20 protein-coding genes and 1 pseudogene are annotated in these 23,227 nt (G+C 38.1%); 6 read left to right on the top strand and 15 right to left on the bottom strand.

Annotation, left to right across the window (positions count from 1 at the left end; all coding sequences use genetic code 11):
- Nucleotides 1–86: 86 nt before the first annotated feature.
- The 4 genes from AC58NB_RS14235 to AC58NB_RS14220 all read left to right on the top strand — a co-directional run bounded on the left by AC58NB_RS14235 (nt 87) and on the right by AC58NB_RS14220 (nt 3,470).
- A complete protein-coding gene (locus AC58NB_RS14235) occupies nt 87–623 on the top strand; it encodes a hypothetical protein (RefSeq protein ID WP_497427498.1) in 537 nt (178 codons plus the stop codon).
- Between the two features lie 12 nt (nt 624–635).
- Nucleotides 636–1,538: an ABC transporter permease subunit gene (locus AC58NB_RS14230; protein ID WP_497427497.1), complete on the top strand. Its 903-nt coding sequence runs from the start codon at nt 636–638 to the stop codon at nt 1,536–1,538.
- Nucleotides 1,535–2,515 carry an ABC transporter permease gene (locus AC58NB_RS14225; RefSeq protein ID WP_497427496.1) on the top strand — a complete coding sequence of 327 codons (981 nt, stop codon included), beginning with the start codon at nt 1,535–1,537 and terminating at the stop codon, nt 2,513–2,515. The genes AC58NB_RS14230 and AC58NB_RS14225 overlap by 4 nt, the downstream gene beginning before the upstream one ends.
- Nucleotides 2,516–2,789: 274 nt before the next feature.
- Nucleotides 2,790–3,470 (top strand): N-acetylmannosamine-6-phosphate 2-epimerase, encoded by a 681-nt coding sequence (locus AC58NB_RS14220; RefSeq protein ID WP_497427495.1) that lies wholly within the window; start codon nt 2,790–2,792, stop codon nt 3,468–3,470.
- 27 nt (nt 3,471–3,497) lie between these two features.
- On the opposite strand, the gene manA is transcribed toward AC58NB_RS14220, so the two are convergent.
- Together manA and AC58NB_RS14210 are read right to left on the bottom strand one after the other, a co-directional pair.
- The gene (gene manA / locus AC58NB_RS14215; RefSeq protein WP_497427494.1) at nt 3,498–4,445 is read right to left on the bottom strand and encodes a mannose-6-phosphate isomerase, class I; all 948 of its coding nucleotides are present in this window, start codon (nt 4,443–4,445) and stop codon (nt 3,498–3,500) included.
- Between the two features lie 198 nt (nt 4,446–4,643).
- Nucleotides 4,644–5,210 (bottom strand): superoxide dismutase family protein, encoded by a 567-nt coding sequence (locus AC58NB_RS14210; protein ID WP_497427493.1) that lies wholly within the window; start codon nt 5,208–5,210, stop codon nt 4,644–4,646.
- A gap of 658 nt (nt 5,211–5,868) precedes the next feature.
- On the opposite strand from AC58NB_RS14210, the gene AC58NB_RS14205 reads away from it, so the two are divergent.
- Nucleotides 5,869–7,134 (top strand): cation:dicarboxylate symporter family transporter, encoded by a 1,266-nt coding sequence (locus tag AC58NB_RS14205; protein WP_497427492.1) that lies wholly within the window; start codon nt 5,869–5,871, stop codon nt 7,132–7,134.
- Nucleotides 7,135–7,286: 152 nt separating this feature from the next.
- Here AC58NB_RS14205 and AC58NB_RS14200 read toward each other — a convergent pair whose 3' ends face one another.
- The gene (locus AC58NB_RS14200) at nt 7,287–9,011 is read right to left on the bottom strand and encodes an ABC transporter ATP-binding protein (protein ID WP_497427491.1); all 1,725 of its coding nucleotides are present in this window, start codon (nt 9,009–9,011) and stop codon (nt 7,287–7,289) included.
- Between the two features lie 445 nt (nt 9,012–9,456).
- Here AC58NB_RS14200 and gsiB point away from each other — a divergent pair, with 445 nt between their 5' ends.
- Nucleotides 9,457–9,822: a glucose starvation-inducible protein GsiB gene (gene gsiB / locus AC58NB_RS14195; protein ID WP_497427490.1), complete on the top strand. Its 366-nt coding sequence runs from the start codon at nt 9,457–9,459 to the stop codon at nt 9,820–9,822.
- 58 nt (nt 9,823–9,880) lie between these two features.
- Here the strand turns inward: gsiB and AC58NB_RS14190 are convergent, their stop codons facing one another.
- The 12 genes and pseudogenes from AC58NB_RS14190 to AC58NB_RS14135 all read right to left on the bottom strand — a co-directional run.
- Nucleotides 9,881–10,504, bottom strand: a complete 624-nt coding sequence (locus AC58NB_RS14190) for a DUF305 domain-containing protein (RefSeq protein WP_497427489.1) — start codon at nt 10,502–10,504, stop codon at nt 9,881–9,883.
- Between the two features lie 171 nt (nt 10,505–10,675).
- Nucleotides 10,676–11,146 (bottom strand): alpha/beta hydrolase, encoded by a 471-nt coding sequence (locus AC58NB_RS14185; RefSeq protein WP_497427488.1) that lies wholly within the window; start codon nt 11,144–11,146, stop codon nt 10,676–10,678.
- An 808-nt stretch (nt 11,147–11,954) separates the two neighbouring features.
- On the bottom strand, nt 11,955–12,872 hold the full coding sequence (gene rbsB / locus AC58NB_RS14180) for a ribose ABC transporter substrate-binding protein RbsB (protein WP_497427487.1): 918 nt from the start codon (nt 12,870–12,872) through the stop codon (nt 11,955–11,957).
- Nucleotides 12,873–12,886: 14 nt separating this feature from the next.
- Nucleotides 12,887–13,849 carry a ribose ABC transporter permease gene (rbsC, locus tag AC58NB_RS14175; protein ID WP_497427486.1) on the bottom strand — a complete coding sequence of 321 codons (963 nt, stop codon included), beginning with the start codon at nt 13,847–13,849 and terminating at the stop codon, nt 12,887–12,889.
- Nucleotides 13,821–15,308: a sugar ABC transporter ATP-binding protein gene (locus AC58NB_RS14170; protein WP_497427485.1), complete on the bottom strand. Its 1,488-nt coding sequence runs from the start codon at nt 15,306–15,308 to the stop codon at nt 13,821–13,823. Before AC58NB_RS14170 ends, rbsC begins: the two co-directional genes overlap by 29 nt.
- A 20-nt stretch (nt 15,309–15,328) precedes the next feature.
- Complete coding sequence (gene rbsD, locus AC58NB_RS14165) at nt 15,329–15,718, bottom strand: D-ribose pyranase (RefSeq protein WP_497427484.1); 390 nt, start codon at nt 15,716–15,718, stop codon at nt 15,329–15,331.
- On the bottom strand, nt 15,718–16,596 hold the full coding sequence (rbsK, locus tag AC58NB_RS14160; RefSeq protein ID WP_497427483.1) for a ribokinase: 879 nt from the start codon (nt 16,594–16,596) through the stop codon (nt 15,718–15,720). Before rbsK ends, rbsD begins: the two co-directional genes overlap by 1 nt.
- Complete coding sequence (locus AC58NB_RS14155) at nt 16,593–17,573, bottom strand: LacI family DNA-binding transcriptional regulator (RefSeq protein ID WP_497427482.1); 981 nt, start codon at nt 17,571–17,573, stop codon at nt 16,593–16,595. Before AC58NB_RS14155 ends, rbsK begins: the two co-directional genes overlap by 4 nt.
- A 418-nt stretch (nt 17,574–17,991) precedes the next feature.
- The gene (locus tag AC58NB_RS14150; RefSeq protein WP_497427481.1) at nt 17,992–18,237 is read right to left on the bottom strand and encodes a hypothetical protein; all 246 of its coding nucleotides are present in this window, start codon (nt 18,235–18,237) and stop codon (nt 17,992–17,994) included.
- A gap of 223 nt (nt 18,238–18,460) precedes the next feature.
- Entirely contained in the window at nt 18,461–19,963 is a 1,503-nt protein-coding gene (locus AC58NB_RS14145) for a glycosyltransferase (protein WP_497427480.1), read from the bottom strand.
- Nucleotides 19,964–20,025: 62 nt separating this feature from the next.
- Nucleotides 20,026–21,267 carry a nucleotide sugar dehydrogenase gene (locus tag AC58NB_RS14140; protein WP_497427545.1) on the bottom strand — a complete coding sequence of 414 codons (1,242 nt, stop codon included), beginning with the start codon at nt 21,265–21,267 and terminating at the stop codon, nt 20,026–20,028.
- A gap of 414 nt (nt 21,268–21,681) precedes the next feature.
- Nucleotides 21,682–22,770 (bottom strand): annotated as a pseudogene (locus tag AC58NB_RS14135) (glycosyltransferase family 2 protein); the annotation flags it as partial.
- Nucleotides 22,771–23,227: the final 457 nt, after the last annotated feature.

Below are 23,227 nucleotides of genomic sequence, written 5' to 3'. Positions count from 1 at the left end.
AAAAATTCAAAACATTTTATTTACACTCCGGTTGCATATTGGATAAAATTAACAATAAACAGCCATAAAGGGAGATGATTGATTGGATGTATAAAAAGTGGTTTACAGGCTTTCTTTTACTAGCTCTTCTTTACAGCTTAATGGGATGCAGGGGCCATTTAAGACAGGATATTATGATTATGGGAGAAGTACATGAATACAGTGATAGAAGTGTTACATTATCACTTTCCAGCACTCTTCTTGAGGAATCTATGATCCGTGTTATCTTAAAAGAAATTGGCAGTGACAAAATAGCTTGGGAAGGAATTACGGCAGTTATCGATGGCGGCTTCATAAAGTATGAGTTTAAGCGGCCTAAGATTAATCAACAATATAAACTTGAAGTTTTATTTGAGCCTAATAGGCAAAAGTCATCTATACAAAATGTATATGGTAAATTAGGAGAACATATAAGAGACGACAGTCCTGGATATAGATCCTATACATACGGCAAAAAAACAATTAATGGCATTGTTATGTATGGAGTCATTAACAGCTTCGACCAAGAAACAGAAGGTAAAGTCCAACACCAGTCCTGGTACTTGGAATCAGACTTTACTAATTTAGAAAGTATGTTGGAGTAGGTGAATATACATATGAAAAAATTAAAAAGATTGTCTGCCTATTTATTGGATTTCATTCTAACTATTCTCTCAATCATCCTTATTACCCTCTTTTTCAGTTCTATTTGGGAATGGAATCATGCAGAGCCGTCCATTAGCTGGTGGAAGGCATTCACGAACCAAGCCAGAGATATTTACGAAGCCTTTCTTTTTATCGACCAGATACAAATTATGATAGAATCTAGCGCGTACCAGCTTGTGCCAAAATTTTCGCTATTCTGGACCAGTTTGAAAGAACCGTTTATGTATTCCCTGCTTATTTTAGGAGGCACTTTATTAGCAACATTTCTCGCAGCTTTAACATTGGAATTATTCCATTACTTTTCACCACGATTTCTCCAGAAAATATTCCGCGAATTTGCATTCTTTATTCAATCCATCCCGGATGTCATCATAATTTTTGCCATTCAATTATTTTCTATTTGGCTTTTCAAGAAAACCGGTATGCTCATTTTGGACCCTATCGCTTTAGATGAAGACCATGTTTACATTCTGCCTATTTTGGCTCTGTCTATTTTACCGATTTTTTTGCTGTTCCAAATGATTGATTTATCAGTCAGTGAAGAGGAGCAAAAATTGTATGTGGAGTATGCTTATGCTAAGGGATTATCCAAAAGAGAGGTGTTTTTTAAACATATCCTTCGTAATACGACCATCACTATTATTTCGAACTTGCACTATTTGCTTTGGTTTATGATTTCAAGCCTGCTTATTCTTGAGCGCTTATTTAATATGGATGGCCTATTTTCTTTCTTAAACGGACTGGATGTTAAATTTATTGCCGTTGGATTGACTTTTTTATTTATACCCTTCTATTTATTAGATGTATGGGGAAAAACGATTGTTAATCGTGTAATGGGCGGTGAGCAGGGATGATGACCAAATTACGTAAGAGCCCGCCTTTTATAATTGGGTTCCTATTTTTATTTATTCTGATTGTAACGAGCCTGCTCTATCCTGCATGGATTAAGCCAAATCTTGAGCCGCCGCCCGAACTTGTATATGAAGATGGTGTCCTTGTTGATAAACCACCCTACCCACCAAGCCTGAAGTATCCCTTGGGCGTAGATAGAATAGGTCAAGATACATTTTGGAACGTGATTGAAGGAGCTAAATACACATTATTTATTGCGGCATTTATTGGGATTCTCCGAATGTTCCTCGGGATAGGTACAGGCATTTTATACGGTCTGTATCGTCAACGCTTCAGCTGGGCTATAGAACCTTTAACCCGTGCATTTCGTTTTATTCCAACAATATTGATTGCGATGATGTTTTTTGTGTCTGAGGAAGGATTTGATGTAATCTTTAAGCAATGTTTAATGCTGTCCATCATAACCTTCCTGCCGTTAACCTCTGTCATTGGAAATGAACTGCGTTATTACTTAAATAATGAATTTATTCATGCCTCCCGCCTACTAGGAGGAACGAAGTGGTGGATTGTAAAGGTACATATTTCACATCATTTAAGACCAAGAATGATTGTTATCCTCCTTCAGCAAATCGCTCAATCATTAGTCCTGCTTGTTCAGCTGGGTGCTTTCCTTTTTGTAATAGGCGGATATGAAATGCTAGACCTTGGTCCACCAGGTGACCCCTATAATGTTGCTACTTCACTTTCACATGAGTGGTCAGGGATGATTGGTCTCTCCTATCAAGAATTGCGGTACAATAAATGGATTGTGCTCGGTCCATCACTTGGTTTTGTCCTAAGCTTATTCTCTCTAAACCTCATGCTCAGGGGGATTCAAAACGTTCTGACAGACCGTTCTTCTATCAAAAAAACTGAGGAACACATCCATAAAGATGAATTAAATCAAGATGCCTTCACACTCGTCAATCCAATTAAATAATTTTCATAATAAGTGCCCCCCCTTATCCTATCGTATGAAAATAGGGAGGGTTCAGTTTTATAATATGAAATAGGAAAAGAGATACAACAAAATACAGGGCTCAATAATGAGGACTACTCCCCATACCAAATCACCATTTCTTTCCTTTTTTAAACCCTATAAATACTCATTCGCAAATCTCGTTGGATTGATTATCCTAAACATGATTGCTCAACTGCTGTAAAATAGAATAGTATAGAAAACTCGTATATGTATTGCAGGAGGTACTAACAACATGCTACAAGCTATTAAAAATCGTTTAATTGTTTCATGCCAAGCTCTTGAAGAGGAGCCACTCCACAGTCCAATGATTATGAGTAAAATGGCGCTCGCAGCTATGGAGGGCGGCGCAGCTGGCATTCGGGCTAACTCGCATGATGATATTGTTGCTATTAAAGAGGAGGTTCCCTTACCTGTAATAGGAATTGTCAAGCGTGATTATCCTGATTCTTCCATCTATATTACCCCCACACTTCGAGAGGTAAGTGAAGTTGTATCTGCCGGAGCAGATATGATTGCGATGGATGCCACATATCGTCCGCGACCGTCGAAAGTGGAACTTGAATTTTTTGTACAATCCATCCGTCTGCACTTCCCTAATCAATTACTCATGGCCGACATATCCACTATTGGCGAAGCAATTGAAGCAGAGCGAATTGGATTTGATTGTATATCTACCACATTGGTTGGTTACACGCCATATTCAAAAGGGAAATTTGTTCATGATGATGATTTCAAGTTATTACGGGAGTTGGTTTCTACTGTTAAAATCCCGGTTATTGCAGAAGGAAACATTTTAACCCCGGAAATGGCCCGACGCTGTCTTGAAGCGGGTGCCCATTCTGTCGTAGTTGGCGGTGCTATTACACGTCCTCAACAGATAACAAAACGGTTCGCTGATAAAATGAAAGCGTAAGAGGAAGTTTCCCCTTACGCTTGTTTATTATGGATGGGACACGATTAAAGAAAGATTCCCATCAAGTTCAAAACTTCCCGTACCAGATGGAAGAATAAAATGAGTACCTTTTTCTAGCGCATAATTATCCTCTGTTGTCTTAAGGATACCTTCTCCCTCAATGACACTTAGAAGCATAAAAGGCTGATCCTGTTGGAATGAAGTTTTAGCATGGATAGTCCATTTATAAACGGAGAAGAATTCCGTTTCCACAAATGTAGTCAATTCTGCACCAGATTTAACTATTTTGGATATTTGCACCTCAGCATCTTTATGTGGCACCATACTCACATCTATTGATTTTTCAATGTGAAGCTCTCTTTTTTGCCCATTTTGATCTAGACGGTCATAGTCATAAACACGATATGTTGTATCAGAGCTTTGCTGCGTTTCAAGCACAAGTGTTCCTTCACACAAAGCATGGACCGTACCACTTGGAACATAGAAGAAATCTCCCGGTTTGATGGCTACACGTCGTAACAAACGATTCCATTCGCCCTTTTCAATCATGGACGTAAATTCTTCTTTGGATTGTGCGGTGTGGCCATATATCATTTCTGCGCCTTCCTTACAATCTATGATATACCAACATTCCGTTTTGCCCAGTTCACCGTTTTCATGAATATTTGCATATTCATCATTCGGATGGACCTGCACGGATAGATCGGCATTTGCATCCAAAATTTTTGTTAGGAGTGGGAATACATTGCCCTCCATATTCCCAAATAAATGACGTTCTTCATTCCATAATTCGATTAAAGTTTTGCCTGCATATGGCCCATTTTCAATAACAGATGGTCCATTTATATGACCGGATATCGCCCAGCATTCACCTGTATGTTCAGATGGAATATCATATTCGAATTTTGTTTTAAGCTCTGTCCCGCCCCAGATTCTTTCCTGAAAAACAGGCTTTAAAAAAAGAGGTTCTGCCATTGATGAAATCCCTCCAACACCCAATATTTATGTACACTATTAACTATAATTCAAGGGAGAATCCTTGTCTAATCTCAATTTCCTTGCCTAATATGAGTTAGTACACGAGTATGTATAGCCAAAAAGAAAGCTGAACCAAGTATGATTCAGCCCCACCCTTCTATTCCTTTTTTGGGAGATATTCTTTCTATAAAATCCTCACTTAATGACTCCACATGCGATCCGATCACCGGCATCCCCTGTTGGCTGCGTTTTTCCATCATCGGGATTTTCATGAATAACTAATGCTGTTCCATCAGAATCAACTAAAGATACATCGTCATTATCAGATAAGGACACATCTTCTGCATTTACCGTCACATTAACGCTTCCTTCTTTATCTACCTCAATATTAGGGAGGTCTCCTGCATGCGGACCTTCCTCATGCTCTGCCCCATGCTTTGCATCAGTTGGATTAAAATGCGCGCCCGCCGACTCAAAACTAGGAGCCTCACATACACCTTTTTCATGAAAATGGAAGCCGTGAAGTCCTGGCGGCAGACCATCTGCTTTCAATTCTACCACCACTCCCTTTGCTACCTCATTCAGCTCTGCAGTTCCAATCTTCTCTTTCTTAGTATTATAAAGATCTATTACTTTACTCTCTACCTTATCCGACCCACTATTCTTTGTATCATTTGTAGTTTGATCGGATTCTTCTTTATTACAGGCAACCAATAAAAGAGTCATAAGCATTACGATGCAAATCCCGGTCTTCTTTAACATAGTCAGTTCCCTCCTTTTACATCTCCATACCATCTACTCCTAAAATTAAACAACTTTGAAAAAAAATGTGCCCTAAGTCCTGAATAAATTTAGGTTATGTACTCAAATGATTAATTTTTGCACCAGCTTAACAATGATCCATCCTCAGAGTATCGAGTCGGTTTACCATCTATTCGGTTTGTATGGATAAAGAGGTTTAGAGGATCTCTCTTTTAGTAACTCTAATCAGGCAGAAAAGATTCATACGATAAGGCTACTCTTATCTTTAAATACCAGTTCTAACATGTGCTTAAGTCACCAATTACCCTTGTACTTTCCTGTCAGATATTCCACTCCATCTATCCTACTTATATACCTAGTTGCTCAAATTTCCTCTTTTCTGAACATTTGTGTTAAAATGTGTTTATTGTACCAACCGTACCAATAAAATCCTTAACTGCTAAATTTGTCTCTCCGTCGTACCTCTATTGTTTTGTTCATTCTGTTTATAGGAACTTAGTTAGTCCTCTTAGCTAATTGCCTATTTTTCTTGCTCTAAATTTCTATTCAATCTCTTAACTATTCAATCTCCTCTTCGAAGATAAATAGATAGATAGAAAGCAAGATCTAACCTGAAGCAGTTTATATCCTAAAAACATCAAAAGAAGGGAGCTAGAATATGAAAACTTCTAAATTTAAATTTTCATTAGCTACTCAAATTTTAATCGGCTTAGTATTAGGAATCTTTGTTGGTGCAATTTTTTATCAGAATGAAACTGCACAAACCTACTTACAGCCTCTTGGAGATATTTTTCTCAATTTAATTAAAATGATTGTCGTACCGATCATCATCTCTAGTATTATTGTTGCGATTGCAGGTGTTGGAGACATAAAAGCAGTCGGAAAACTCGGTGGTAAATCGCTATTATACTTTGTCTGTGTAACTATGATTGCCATCATCGTAGGCCTAGTATCCGCCAATATTTTTCAACCTGGTAAGGGCATTAATATGGAAAAACTTGAGCAAACGGATATTTCCAGCTATGTAGGATCGGCTGAAGCCAAGGAAGACCAATCTATTATTGATATGATCGTTCATATTGTTCCAGCAAATCCATTCGAAGCATTTGTCACAACAGATATGCTGGCCATCATCTTCTTCTCTGTCCTTTTTGGACTGGGTGTTGCAGCTGTCGGTGACAAAGCAAAGCCTGTTTATAACTTTTTTGACGGTGTTGCCCAAATTATGTTTTATATAACTAATCTCATTATGAAATTTGCACCAATTGGTGTATTTGGCTTAATTGGTGTAACGATTTCAAAATTCGGGTTAGAATCTCTTATTCCATTAGGAAAACTAGTTATTACCGTATTTGGAACAATGGCGTTCTTTGTCGTTGTCGTTTTAGGATTAATTGCCAAAGCAGTCGGATACAGTATCTTCCGATTGTTCAAGGTGTTGAAAGCAGAACTGATTCTCGCTTTTTCTACAGCAAGTTCTGAAGCTGTTTTACCTAGAATTATGGACAAGATGGAAAAAGAGGGTTGCCCGAAACATATTGCTACCTTTGTTATTCCAACAGGATATTCATTTAACCTGGATGGATCTACTCTATACCAAGCCTTGGCCGCATTGTTTATTGCCCAGATGTATAACATCGATTTATCTATCATGGAGCAAGTGACTCTAATGCTTGTACTAATGATTACTTCTAAAGGAATAGCCGGTGTACCGGGAGTTTCCTTCGTCGTCTTATTAGCTACCCTCGGCACAGTTGGTATTCCAGTTGAAGGGTTAGCCTTTATCGCAGGTATCGACCGTATCCTTGATATGGGCAGAACTGTTGTAAATGTATTGGGTAATGCTCTTGCATCGATTGTAATCGCCAAATCAGAAAAAGCATTTAACCCTCCTGTTGAACAACAACAACAGGAAGCCATTTAATAGATTAAGTTTAAACAGCCTGGACGCATAGACACGTCCAGGCTGTTTTTGATTTTATAAACTGATTGTTTATTGGACACTAGTCTAGTGAACGCAAACTCTCTAATTATCACTTTATAATAGTAGAAACTAAATAAAACCGAGGACAATCATCATCCTCGGTCTTTTCCAAATTGTATTCGATGCAAGTTTGCAAATATCCCATCTTGGTTCAGTAATTCTTCATAAGATCCATCCTCTGCAATACCCTCTTCGGTAACAACAATTAGGCGGTCTGCATTACGAATGGTTGCCAAACGATGAGCAATGACTAACGTAGTACGGTTCGCAGCCAGTTCGTTTAACGATTGCTGAATGATCCTTTCCGTTTCCGTATCTAAGGCAGATGTGGCCTCATCTAAAATGAGGATTGGCGGATTTTTCAAAAACATACGTGCGATTGCAAGTCTTTGTTTCTGCCCTCCGGATAGCTTAAGTCCCCGCTCGCCAATCTGTGTATTGTATCCATCTGGCAGCTGTTCAATCATTTTTTCCAGATGAGCTTTTCGAGCCGCTTCTTTAATTTCCTCCAATGAAGCATCGAGTTTACCATAAGCAATGTTCTCACGTATGGTCCCTGTAAATAAAAAGACATCCTGTTGCACAATCCCAATATGTTTACGAAGTGAGTCGGTTGTCATCTCTCGAATGTCTATTCCATCTATTTCAATGGAACCAGCGTCCACATCATAAAAGCGTGGAATGAGTGAACATATCGTGGTTTTTCCGGCTCCGGATGGACCAACAAATGCGGTGGTCTCCCCTGCTTTAAGATGGAGCGTAACATTCTGTAAAACCGGCTTCGATTCATCATAGCTAAAATCAACATGATTAAAGGTGATATTACCTTTTAAGCCAGTTACCGCTATTGCATTATCTTTATCCTGTATATCCGTTTCCTGTTCAATAAGCTCACGAAAACGTTTAAAGCCTGCCATTCCTTTTGGATAAAGCTCAAGCAATGCACTGATCTTATCAATTGGTTTAATTAAAACATTTGTATATAAAACAAAACTAACCAGTTCCCCATATGACAATGTGCCATTGAAGCTGAGCCAGGCTCCTACAATCAGAACCAACAAGGTCAGAATTCTTGTCATCATAAATATAGAAGAATGTGTCCACGACATCACCTTGTATGCCATAAGTTTAGCTGATCGAAATAAACCATTATTTAGCTCAAAACGATCCATTTCATACGCTTCATTTGTAAAGGATTGAACAACTCGTACCCCAGCTACACTGTCTTCCACTCGGGCATTAACATCAGCAATACGGCTGTACATGTTTTTCCATGCTATATTCATCTTCATATTACTGAAGGTCACCAGCCATATCAAAAATGGAATCATAATAACCGCCACGATGGCTAAGGTAGGATTTATATTAAACATGATGGCGAAGGCTCCACAGAAGGTCATAATGGCGATAAAGAAATCCTCAGGTCCATGGTGGGCAAATTCCCCGATATCAAATAAATCATTTGTCACACGACTCATAATATGGCCGGTTTTCGTGTTATCAAAGAATCGGAATGATTGACGCTGAACATGATTAAAGAGCTCCTGTCTCATGTCCGTTTCAATATTTATTCCAAGCTTATGCCCTAAATAGTTTACAACGAATTGCAGGAATGTACTCAATACATAAACAGCCAATAATAAAATGCTGACCGTAACAACCATGCTCCAATTTCCTGTTGGCAACAATTCATCAATAAACCACTGAACTGCCATTGGAAAAGCCAACTCTAGCAACGCAACAATGATAGCACTGCTAAAGTCGATTAAAAACAGCCGCTTATGCGGTTTATAATACGCAAAAAATTTCCTCAGCATCCCATTTATCCCTCTCTTTTCTATTCTTAATTATTCATTATATCAATATCCCGATCAATTAAATGCAATTTCTGTTTAATAAAGGAAGGGAATTATACTAAATTCACCCTATCATTCGTACAAATCGATCTGATATACTTTTAAACTCCTTTTCGACAAACTAAAAATTTTTTATGAAACTGTAACCAAAATTTAAGTTTAAAAATAATAGACTTTATAAATTTGCTAGAATCAACTCGCATCCTTGAATCTATCAACATTTCAAGGATTTCCCAATTCTGGCTATATTTTTTGTTTTTTTATAATTTTTTACAAACCCATTACACTTACATTAAAGCCTTCATTTGGGGGTTTTTTCTATATCTAGGTTGGAAATATAAAGAGTGTAACAGCAAAACAATAAAACAATAAAACAATAAAAACAAACGCAAAGGAGCGATTTATTATGGCTGACAAAATGTCTAGAGAAGAAGCAGGACGTAAAGGTGGAGAAGCTACATCTAAAAAACAAGATAAAGAATTCTTCCAAGAAATCGGCAAAAAAGGCGGAGAAGCTACTTCTGAAAACCACGATAAAGAGTTCTACCAAGAAATTGGACAAAAAGGCGGAGAAGCTACTTCTGAAAATCATGATAAAGAATTCTACCAAGAAATTGGACAAAAAGGTGGAGAAGCTACTTCTGAAAACCACGATAAAGAATTCTACCAAGAAATCGGACAAAAAGGCGGAGAAGCTACTTCCGATAATCATGATAAAGATTTTTACCGTGAAATTGGTAAAAAAGGCGGAGAAGCACGTAATAACGATTAATAGGTTGTTTAAACATAAAAAAGGTGACGTGAACCAAATCACGTCACCTTTCTTATGCTCATTGAACGGTTTTTAAAAGGCTATTCATTTCTGCAACTTGCTTTTGTTGAGTAGCAATCATATTTTGAACGTGTGTCTTTAATTCGGGATTTTGAGTGTATTTTAATATATTCTCGCCCATTTGAATGGCAGCCTCATGATGTGGGATCATTTCAGTCAGGAAGTCTCTATTGATATTACCTGTTTGTTTGGCTCCCTCCATTTTTGTCATCATCGTATTATAAATTTTATTATATGCCTGTAAATAAGATGCCTCTGCCTGCTTATTCAGGATGGGATTCGCTTTAAGTTTATTTTCCAACTCTTCCATTTTTCTTATCCCATTCAACTGTTCCCTAATAATAGTATCGGCCAGTCTTTTCACCTGATCATTGGCACCTTCATACTTTAATAAATTCTCTGACATGGAAACAGCGGCTTCATGATGAGGAATCATTTCATTTAAGAAATCAAGCGTTGGGTCTCCTGTTCTAGGTGCCATCGACATGCCTTCCTTCATCACTTGCAAAATACTTCTATAATTATCATAATAGTCCTTTTCCTTAGGTCCCAATTCCGCATGAACCTGCGAACTAAACATACATAGGAATACCAATAGTACCGCTATACTTCTTTTTTTCATAAAGAATCCTCCTATAGTTGCTGATTTTTCTTATTATGTAAAAAAAGTACAACTCCTATGCATATCATTCACAAAATGAAGTTCTGATCAATAGTCCAGCAATTTCAACTCAAAATTTTTCGTATAATAACAGGGTGTTCTACTTCTTCCTTGCTTTCATGCACGCAGAATTTAGAATTGATCAATATCCCGTATAACATCTTTTACTACATCTATTGATTTAAGTATATCCTCTTCATATTCCATACTATGATTCACTTTAGGATAAAGCTTCATTATCATATTGGGATTTTGCTTCAACTGTTTGTATCGATTCTCTACATAATGAGGATCGTGATCACCAATAAAGCATAGTCCTTGTCCAGAACTCTCTTTCATGGCAGTAAATACATCATCCCTCTTTAATAAAGGAGTCAGCCACACAGCTTTTGCCTTTTTGAATCGGGCTTTTCTTATTTCATTACTCATCGCAATGGTTCCAAAGGACTTTCCAATCAGATAAAAATTTTCATAATCTTTTTCCTCTAGAACTCGATCAATGACTGCTCCGGAATCGTAAATCACCGCTTCGCTTAACTGGTCATCGGTAAAATCATAATAAGAATTATCTCCATACGAGTACTCTAAATGCAAAATATCCATTCCTTTGTTTAAATATATCCCAGTGGCAAAATGAAACAGAGGTCCCTGAACAGTATATCCCACACCCGGAAACATGATGACCAGGCTCTTTGAATCCTCAATTTTGCTTAAAGTGGAATAATGAATTATTTTCTCTTTATATCCTGATACCTGATTATGTTTAACCTAAAGCATAGCGCTGTCCTCCCCTTCATAAAAATATGTAGATTAATAGTACCGCTTTTTACCAAACTGTATCTTATTTTTTGAAATTTATGTTGTATTCTGCTTTAGCGAACTGGAAGGTTCATTTTTAAACTGGCATAGCCCGGGGATAGTCTCTTTCCCCAGGACTTCACCTGCCTTTGACAGGGCTTTCCCCCGGTATAGCCGCTCCGTAGCCGGGGCATAGGTAGGGGATAGCCTCTTTCCCCGGGACTTCTCCTGCCTTTGACACGGCTTTCCCCCGGTATAGCCGCTCCTTAGCCGGGGCATAGTCCGGGCATAGTCTCTTTCCCCGGGACTTCACCTGCCTTTGACATGGCTTTCCCCCGGTATAGCCGCTCCATAGCCGGGGCATAGCCCGGGCATAGTCTCTTTCCCCGGGACTTCACCTACCTTTGACATGCCTTTCCCCCGGTATAGCTATTCCATAGCCGGTTCATAGGCTGGGCATAGCCGCTTAACCCCAGCTATCACCCGTCTTTCATTTTAATTAACCTAAATAGAAAAAGCCGTCTTTAAATAAAAAAATGACTGCCGACTTGGTCGACAGCCTTAGTATTTTGAAATAGATTTTAGCAATTTATATACGATAATCGTAAAACTATTATTCTTTAATAAGCTTGAGCTCTACTGGTATAGATTCTTCGATATCTTTATCACTTAAATAATCAACAGCAGCCTGAATGGCTGTCTCACCAATTAAACCTGGCTGCTGAGCAACAGTAGCCGCCATCTCACCAGATTCAACTTTTTTGACTGCATCATCAGTCGCATCAAAACCAATAACAATGATATCTTTTCCACTCGCTTCAACTGCTTCTAAAGCACCAAGTGCCATTTCATCATTTTGTGCAAACACTGCTTCAATATCCGGGTTAGCTTGTAGAATATTCTCCATAACTGTTAAACCTTCCGAACGATCAAAGTTAGCAGTCAGGCTAGCTTTTATTTCAACTGAATCTTTTACGGCTTCGTTAAATCCATCACCACGGTCGATAGCTGCTGATGAGCCTGCTATTCCTTCTAATACAGCAACCTGAGCACCTTTTTCTACTAAAGTCAGTAAATATTCCCCTGCTAATTTACCTCCGGCCTTATTATCAGACGCGATATGAGAAACAACTTCTCCACCCTCTGACGATCTGTCTACCGTAATAACAGGAATTCCGGCGCTATTAGCTGATTCAACAGCTGAAGAAACCGCGGAGGAGTCCACTGGATTAATCATTATCATATCAACTTCTTGCTGAATTAAATCTTCCACATCAGACGCTTGCTTAGAAGCATCATCCTGAGCATCTACTACCGTGATTTTTGAATCAAGGCTTTCTGCTTTCTTTTCAGCAGCTTCACTTAATGAAACAAAGAACGGATTATTTAATGTAGACACGGAGAATCCAATGACCATATCCCCTTTTTCTTTGGATGATTTAGACTCTGATTGGCTGCCTGACTCCATTGAGCAAGCGGCCAACATAACGGATAACATTGCTGCTAACAGGATTAATGAATACTTTTTCATTTAGTACACTCCCTTTATGCTTGTTTTTTTCGATCCAAGAGAACTGCCATTAATATAACTGCACCCTTCACAACTTGTTGGAAGAATGAAGAGACTCCAATTAAATTCATTCCGTTATTAAGTACTCCGATAATTAAAGCTCCAACTAATGTACCGAATATCCAGCCACGTCCTCCCGTTAATGAGGTACCTCCCAACACAACGGCTGCAATGGCATCCAACTCATAGGATTCACCAGCTGTCGGTTGTGCTGAATTTAGACGTGATGTCAAAATTAATGCTGAAATAGAGGCTAAAAGTCCTGTAATCGCATAAACCCAAATTTTTACTCGATCCGTATTGATACCTGATAATTTGGAAGCGTCTTCATTTCCTCCCACTGCATAGACACGGCGTCCAAAAGTCGTTTTATGAAGAATGAAATATAAAACAATAAATGCTAGTATCGTAGTAATGACAGGAACAGGAATGCCTAAAAAGTACCCTTTCCCAAACATTTGAAAGGTAATAGAATCACCCAGTCCAGATACTGGCTTTCCTTCCGTATAAACAAGTGTTAATCCACGATAGATTGTCATGGTTGCCAATGTAGCGATAAATGGAGCAACTTTTCCCTTTGTGATGATAACTCCATTGATGGCACCTAAAATTAAACCGAGTATGAGAGCAGCACCCATCGCAATAATTGGATCCATTCCGCTGGCAAGTAAACTTGCTGCGACCGCACCGGTTAAGGCGAGAGTAGATCCAACAGAAAGGTCAATTCCTCCGGTCAAAATAACAAATGTCATCCCAAATGCAATTAGTCCACTTATTGAAACTTGTCTTAAAACGTTTAAAATATTTGAAACTGTCAAGAAGCTCGGATTCATAATCGTGACTACCACTATTAATAACAATAGACCAAATAACGGGCCAAGCTTTGAAAGCCACTCTTTATAGTTTACTTTAGACAATTTTCTCTCCTCCTGTTGCATAGTGCATAATTCTTTCCTGAGTCATTTCATCCTTCTCTACTACGCCAGTCAATTTGCCTTCCTGCATCACTAGTACTCTATCAGCCATGCCAATAACTTCCGGAAGTTCAGAAGAGATCATTAAAATAGCAACACCAGCCTCAGCTAATTGATTAATAATGTGATAGATTTCCTTCTTAGCGCCAATATCAACCCCACGAGTAGGTTCATCCAGAATAAGAATTTTTGGATGAGTCCCAAGCCACTTAGCAATCACAACCTTTTGTTGATTACCCCCTGAAAGAGATTTAACCGGTTGTTCTGCACTTGAGGAGCGTATTCGTAACTGATTTATGTAATTTTGAACAAGCTCATTTTCCTTGCTTGGCTTTATGACACCAGCCTTAGAACCTTTTTCTAAATTTGCAAGCATAATATTCTCTTTGATTGAGAAATCTAAAATTAAGCCTTCCGATTTTCGATCCTCTGTCACCAAGCCAATTCCTAGCTTCATAGCTTCCATAGGGGTTCGGATATGGACTTTCTGACCATCAAGGAATATTTCTCCCTGAGTAGATTTTCTATATCCAAACAGGGACTCTGCTATTTCGGTTCTGCCTGCTCCCATTAATCCAGCGAGTGCCAGCACCTCTCCCTGATGCAAGGTAAAGGACACATCTTGAAAGGCATCATCCGAACTTAATCCCTTCACTTCCAGTTTCTTATTGCCTATTTTGACACTACGGGAGGGGAAACGCTCTCCCAGCTGACGTCCAACCATCATCGCAACGATTTCATCAAATGTTGTTTCCGGAATCTTTTTCACACCTACATATGCACCATCACGCAATACGGTAATTCGATCACAAATGGCAAATATCTCTTCCATACGGTGGGAAATATAGACGAATGAAATTCCTTTGCTTTTCAACTCTCTAACAGTTTTAAATAAAGTTTGGATTTCACGATCTGTTAAAGCAGCAGTAGGTTCATCCATAACAATATATTTAGCATCAGACGCAATCGCTTTCGCAATCTCAATAATTTGTTGCTTCCCGACAGATAAATCACCTGCCCTGGTCCGTGGATGAATATCTAAGCCAAGCTTAATCAATAGCTTTTTTGTTTCCTGTTCCATTTCTTTACGTTTCAAAATGCCAAGCCCATACTTTAATTCTTTGCCGAGAAACAGATTTTCGGCTACGGTAAGGTCAGGTAAAATATTCAACTCCTGATGAATCACATGTATACCCTGCTTTTCAGAATCCTTCGCAGATTTAAAATCCATCAATTGGCCGTCGACTCTCACTTCTCCGTTGTCTTTTGTATAAATACCTGACAGGATCTTCATAAGTGTAGATTTTCCTGCCCCATTCTCTCCCATAAGTGCATGAATTTCTCCATTTAGCAATTCAAATTGGACATCCCGCAATACGACATTACCACTGAATGCTTTTGAAATACCGGACATTTGAATCATTGCTGTTCACCCACCCTTTGTTAAAAAATAACGCCGCTCTGTAAAATGATATTTGCATATGGTGAAGCTTCACCTGTACGAATGATTACCTTGGCTGCTTTAGTTTGTATTTTAAGTTCCTCATGCGTTATTTTCTCTATATCATTAAAACAACCATGAATATATCGATTTAAATCTGGATTCAAATTCTCCATTTCCTCCGCTATAAAGACCCTCTCAACTTCCAAGTCTTTAAGTACCTCTTCCAAAACAGGAATGAATCCCGGTTCTCCAAGCTTATAGGCTAAGTCGATACATAGTGTTTCGTCAGGAATTGGCAGTCCGCAATCAGCTATAACAATCTGGTCTGTATGGCCAAGTTTGGCAAAAATACCGGCCAATTCACGATTAATGATTCCTTGTTTCTTCATTAAGCTTTCCCCCTTACCCTTGCCTCTACCGCTTCTATTCCAGGCATTCCGCCTTGGGCGCCAAATCCTTCAACAGATAATGATGCGGCAATATTCGCGAAATGGATAGCCTCTTTGATGGATTTACCATTTATATAAGCATGAGCAAAAGCTCCATTAAACGTGTCACCTGCCCCTGTTGTATCAATCGGGTTTGCAGGGAATCCCTTTACGTGAATAATCTCCTTACCGTCACAATACATAGCTCCTTTATCTCCCAAGGTGACTATCAGTTTATTTGGGTACTGCCTGACTGCTTGTTCAGCTGAAAGCCCTATTATTAAACTGCATTCTGTTTCGTTAGGCGTTAAGAACGTAATCATATCCATCCAGTCCATTCTAAAATTTTGTGCTGGTGCAGGATTTACGATTACGGGAACCTTTAACTCTGAGCATAAATTCAGTATGTACTCCACTGTTTCTGGTGGAATTTCGAGCTGCATAATGACTAGTTTCGATTGTTCAATTGTCTTGCGATATTGATCTATCATTTCCGTATCGACTTTAAAATTTGCACCCGGCACTACAATGATGCGATTGTCTCGATCGTGTACGATAATATTCGCTATACCCGTACTATCAGATACTTTGCTAATTCCATTTATATCAATTTTTTCTTTTCTTAGATTATTAATGAGAATATCGCCAAAGCTATCGTTGCCGACTGCGCCAATCATCGCAACCTGACTTCCTAGGCGGGCTGCAGCAACTGCTTGATTAGCTCCTTTTCCACCTGGAATGGTTTCAAAGCGTTCCCCGAGCACGGTTTCGCCCTGCTCAGGGAATGTTCCTGATTGGCAAACTAAGTCCATATTTATACTTCCTATTATGGTAATCATTGTACTACCTCCTTTGTTGAGCCTCGAATTATTAATTGCGGAGCTACATACTCAGTCATTTGTTCGAGTTCTTCTCCATTAATTTGTTTAATCAGTAATTTGGTTGCCTTAGAGCCAAGCTCATAAATATTCTGGGCTACTGTCGATAAGCCTGGCGTCGTCATTTGCCCGAGCATAATTCCATCAAAGCCGAGTATTTGCAATTGCTCCGGTACCTTTATTTGAAGAGAATGCGCCGCCTTTATTGCTCCTATTGCGGATACATCACTGCAAGCGAAGATAGCATCAATGGTTTGATTATCTTTCAATAATTCAAATACAATACGCTCTGATTCATTAAAATCAAATGGGCACTCAATGACAGTTGTTTTTACTGAACCCTTTTCTGCTGCTTGCAGAAATCCGTTTAACCGATCTTCAGCTGGTTTTAATCCAACCGGGCCTCGCAAACAAACTAGATGATTAATTTGCTGACTGAGCAGATATTCCGCTCCAAGCTTTGCTCCTTCAATATTCTGAGTCATAACTGTTGGGAAATTTTCACCAATCGGTCGATCGAGCGCTACTAACGGAATATTAAGTTTGCTGTAATACTCCATCTCCATTTCGTTTGTTGCCAAAATAACCCCAGCTATATACTTTCTCGTAAGAGTTTCTATGTACCGGAGTTCTTTCTCTGCTTTTTCATCGGAATTACATAGTATGACCGCATACCCGCTCTCATAAGCAGCATCCTCCACCGCCCTTGCCAGTTCAGGAAAAAAAGGATTCGTGATGTCAGGAATAATAAGGCCAATTGCATTTGTTTGTTTCGTATTTAATGATCTTGCAATCAAGCTAGGCTGATACCCCAAAGCGTGAATGGCATCTTCTACTTGTTTGCGTGCATTTTCACTGATATAACCTTGATTTAAATATCTTGATACAGTCGCTACAGAAACTCCCGCATACTTCGCGACATCTTTTATAGTAGCCATATTAAAACCCCTGAGAAATTGTGGTACCGGTTCCATATGTAACCGGTTACATATTACATTACATGAAATCACAGGACGTTGTCAATCATTTTCATTTATGGAATCAATCGGATACACAGCGTCTTTTTAAAAAAATTACAAAAATACTTTCTTAACTAATCCTGAATTTTATATTCCTTTTCTAACCTAATAAATCACGAATATGCTTGCTATAGTAATTGATTTATAGAAGAAAATTAAAATCAAGATCTGCTCCTTGGTATTTCGATTGTTTCAGGAAAATCAGCCTCTCAAACTTGGGTTATACTCTTCTCTATATTTTTTCATCAATAAATGGCAGTGAACAAACCAAAAAGACTGTACTCGGAAGTCAGATATATCTGCTCATCCTGTACAGCCCCTCCATTCTTGATCTTTATTAGAAATATCCTGGTAAGGATAAGCTTATCAATTGTGCGTCTGCACTTAAATTATCTCGTAAGGTTGTTCTTACACACGCAACTAGCGGTAGAGTAATAATAAAGTCCCCATTTTCAAACTCAAAATCAATTCCTGTACATGCATCTTCAGATTGTACCTCTGTTTTCGCACGTCTTCGTCCATTTCTTGTACTCACAGTGATTTTCAAACAAATATCAAAGCAATTTTCATTAACAACTGCCATTTCTTCATCCCCTTATTATTGTTCAGCTAAAGTACAGTCTGTTTTAATCATTATTTAATGATTTGGAAACACATAATATTAAGTTAGAACGATTACATCGTTTTCGTACTCAAAGTCAATTCCTAAACTGGCTTCTTCACAACTATCTAGTGTTTCTCTTCTTTATTCGCATCTATGAGTAATTTCAGGCTTACATCAAAACCGCCTTCATATTTACACGTCATCATTTTTCGCTCTTTGTACGTAGGTGGCTTTCTTTCCCTAAATAAGTCAATGCTTCTATATGGTCTCCAACTATAACGGATGTTGTCGGCGCTAAAGAGCCCTTTTGGTTGGGATAATGACTAGCCGGCCTAAAACGATTCATTTTGTTAACATTAACATGGTGTATATTTTCAACCATAAAACCATTTAATAGTAACATTGCGTAGCTCAATGCCGGATTTGCTAATGATTCAAATCCAATCGCTTCCACACACTTCCTACTAAGGGCATGTGGGACTGCGACAGTAGAGCCCGCTCCTAAATCTCCTCGTTGACAGGCAAGATTAATAGCGTATTTACAGGCCGTAACGAGATGTAAGGGGTTTGTATTGTCTAAATAATGATTTTGATTATTTAATGCTACATCCCCCCCCTGCTCAATCGCTTCTATAAATGGTCTTAAGTCTTGAGCTGGGATGACAAAATCACCATCGATAAATAACAATATATCGCCCATTGCAAAATAAGCTCCTACTGCTCTACCAGTATCTAAGCCTAGTTTTTCATTGTATTTGATAATTGTCGCTCCAGACTCATACGCAATTAAAGCCGTACGGTCATTAGATTGGTTGACAACCACGATTATTTCCAGAGGATCTAACTTTTTACATTCTTCCAATACTTCTTTAATGCTTTTTTCTTCATTTTGAACCGGAATAATAATCGACAATCTAGCATGTGGTTGATAATATTCATTTGAATTAATTAAAGGCATAGTTGCTTCATTACCTGCTATTAAACTTTTCAATAAGTCTAGTCTACGTCCTCCATCAGAATAGACAGAACGAGCATGATTATTGAAGCAATGAACATATGCTTGCAAATAATAATCAAGAATCTCCCGATTGTCTCGGTTTTCCCACTCTTTGTCTTGCAGTTTAAAAATATTTCTAATTGGAAGATGATGAGATACCCTGCAACCTTGTTGATTTAATTTCACGTGGGTGAACACTGGATTCACCAATGTCTTCGCATCAATTAATTGAATAGCCTGCTTTGTTAATGCATATGGCAAAAACATGATTGAGTCTATTTTCAAGTCAGATCGGTTGATAAAATAATTGGTCAATTGGGAGAATATTATAGAAGGTATAGGGTGGCGTTTTTTTCGATATTCATAATCCATATCATTTAGTACTGCATCTGCATCACCTAACAAAATCGGTTGCACAAATTTATGAATAGTTGCAGCTGTTAGATGTTGATTAACATCCATAAACAATATAATTTCTCTCGATGAATATTGCACACCAATTGAATGTGCCTCATATACTTCATTCCAGGGTTCATCAACAATCCAAATTACATCGCTTAACAAGTGACAACTAAATCTTATCGACTGAGCGACAAAGATTAATTCAATATTTTCCATCGATTGATACTCGTTCATTAGATTCCTAATTGTTCTCTCACTGGCTTTAAAACTTATTGGGACAATGACAGATAAATTAGATCCATCCAAACTCATTTCCTCCTTTTAATCTATGGCATCCCCCCTTAAAAGCCTGCATTACTTTCCTTTCATCATTTCTCCTTTTTTATTACATGTCTGGTATCAATTAAATTTTCCACTGCGGATAAAAGAGAATAATCAAGCGTACTATGGTCTGTTAGAAGAAGGGTTAATTCGTAATTCTGAATAGTTTCTTTAGTTAGCGAGATGGATTGATAGTTTTTATTTTCTATTAGAATGCTTGGAACGTAAGGATCATGATAGTCCACTTTATAGCCTTTATTGATAAGATCATTAAAAATCGTTAAAGCTGGTGAATCTCGCACATCATTTACATCTTTTTTATAAGCTAGTCCTATCACTAGAATAGAGCTATTTTTATCTTCAAGCTTAGCCTCTACCTTGTTTACTATTTTCTTGGGCATTGCTTCATTGATTTCTCTGGCAACAGCCACCAGTTCGCTTTTTAAACCGTACTGGTTGAATTTCCATTGTAGATAGATTGGATCAACAGGAATACAATGTCCTCCAATACCAGGGCCCGGCCAATATGGAGTGAATCCAAATGGCTTTGTTGCAGCTGCCTGAAGAGCTTCGTGAAAATCAACACCTATTCTTTCACAAAGTGCGTCCAACTCATTTACCAAGGAAATGTTCACCAATCTTTGTGTATTTTCAAATAGCTTCGCCAACTCCGCTACTCTTGGAGAACTTACAGGTACCACTTGCTTAAAATACCGGCTGTAAAACTGATTGATTTTCTCTAAAGAATTCTTGGTTTGTCCACTTATCACTTTTGGTATTAATTCAAGGGTATGCTTCTTATTGGCAGGATCAATTCTTTCAGGAGAGTAACATAAATAGTAATCATCTCCTGTCTTTAAGCCATCTAATGCAAAAATAGGCTGAATAACTTCCTCAATTGTCCCAGGATAAGTAGAACTTTCATAAATAATGGTTTGTCCTTTTTGCAAATGTTTCCGAATAAACTTAGTCGCTGAAATTATAGCGCTTAAATCAGGCTCGAGATTATCATTAATAGGGGTTGCTACAGTCACAATAATATAGGATACTTCTTTTAATAAATCGGCTGCTTCTTCTGTATGCTTCGGTTGAAACCTACAGGTATCAACTATTTCTTCATTTTGTACGTCGGGAATATAGCTTAATCCTTTTTGCAATAAATCAATTTTCTTTACGTCCTGATCAATACCAATAACACGGCAGCCTTTTTTAGCAAGGTGAAGGGCTAGAGGTAGACCAACATAACCCAAACCGATTACAGCCACCTGATCATTTTCCTCGCATAACATTTCCCATCTTCTATTTCCATCTGTATATCCATATCTTTTATCTAAATCTAATAAATAAGATAGGGCTTCAACATGGTCACCTAAAATACGATCCGTAGATTCCACTCGACCATCCGGCTGACGGCGATGTTGCAATCTGATTTTGTTAGGTTTCACAACATCAACATAATGTTTTGCTTCAACTTTATATCCTTTTAATATAGCCTTTGCCTGAAACAAGGGCGGTGACATTAATAAAGAAAAACCGATATCCTCTATTACACTTCTTTTCATTGCATGTGGAATGGCAGTTAACGAATTGATTTTCAAATCCTCTCGCTTTAGTACCATATTCAAAAAATATTTAGCAGCACTTACTGCATGTAGAGGATGAGCTTGGTCCAACAAGGTTTCTAAATCATTTAATGCAACGTCTACTCCTGACTCAACTGCTTCAAGAAAATGAACAAGGTCGTTTGCTTTAATGACAAAATCACTATCTAAAAACAAGCAGATTTCCCCGGTGCTGTGGAGAGCCCCAATCGCTCTTGGTATATTGTGACCAAGTGGTTCATCAAAAGTAATAGATACAGCGCCCGAATCCTCAACCTTTTTCTTCGTTAATTCGTCAGATCCATTTAATACAACAATCACTTCGTCTACCCCAGCCTTCTTTACTTCACTAATAACCTCTGCAATAGTATCCGGTTCTTTACCAGCAGGAATAATGGCACTATATTTAACCTTTTGCTTAGCCTTTTTATTGAAAGACTTTACATATTCATGTAAAAATAATCGATTTCTCGCACCATCATTTAAACCGCCTCTTACCCCTTTTTCTTCTATTAGATTGGCAACTGCTTGCAGGTGGTCACCAATAATTAAACTCGTTGAAAATAAGAAAGGCGATTCATCTATCCTCTTTTGATGCTTCTGCCGTATTTTATTTGTAGTAATAACGTCAATCGAAATGGGAGCACAAATTTTTAAATCCTTCATGACAGCAATCGAGTAGGCTAATGGAGGGCATGCTAAACTTTCCCAGCCAATCACATCTAAAACGGATCTTTTCATTGCATGTGGAACAGCAACTATGGAATTAACAGAAAAGCTACCCTTACCCAGGATATGATTAAAAGTATATTTTGATATTGCTGATAGATGTGGTCTAATTTTTCGTCTTAACGTCCAACTTAAATCATTCAATGCTATATCTGCCCCATTGTTAATACCATTAAGCAAAGCCTCTAAGTCTTCCGCAGCAATCACGATATCACCGTCGATAAAAAGCAATATATCACCCGAAGATTCTTTTGCTCCGATAGCTCGTCCAATATCGAGCCCAAGTGGTTCATCGAAAACGAGCGTTCTACAACCAAACTCTAATGCTATTTCTTCCGATCTATCAGTCGAACCATTTATAACAGCGATCATTTCATAAGGATTTAATTTTAATAATTCTTTTAAAACCTCGGTCAAGGTAGCTTCTTCATTCTGAATGGGAATAATAACAGATAAGTTCATACACTTCACATCTCTCCTTAAACAATTATGTGTAATCTCTCTCCGATGACTTTAGCTTTTTCATAAACAAAAAAGGAAAACGCTAAGTAATACTAATATATACAATTATTTTGTTTTGGTTCTCGGACATTTGATGCAATTATTTTGATATGGTTAGATTAATATCATATATTGGTTTATTTTTTGCCATCGTTCAAATTGTAGAATCGGTCGTCACGATAATATAAAGGGATACTAAAGATCAAATATTCATTTGCTTAACAAACGAATTAAAAAAAGCGTACCTTCAAACGAATTGTAGATATCTAGGAAATACGAAAAAGATGATCCTGTATAATACAGAGATCATCTTTTTGTTGTAACCTAACTATTTTTTTAAATGACTGGGAGTACAGTTTCAGACTGACTTCATTTACTTATTAGATAGCAACTGTTAACGAAGCCTAGGTACTTTATC

The sequence above is a fragment of the Pradoshia sp. TA40_28 genome (genome assembly GCF_059694525.1).
The sequence above is the reverse complement of the archived record's forward strand: the minus strand, read 5'-3'. Positions and strand labels throughout refer to the sequence as shown.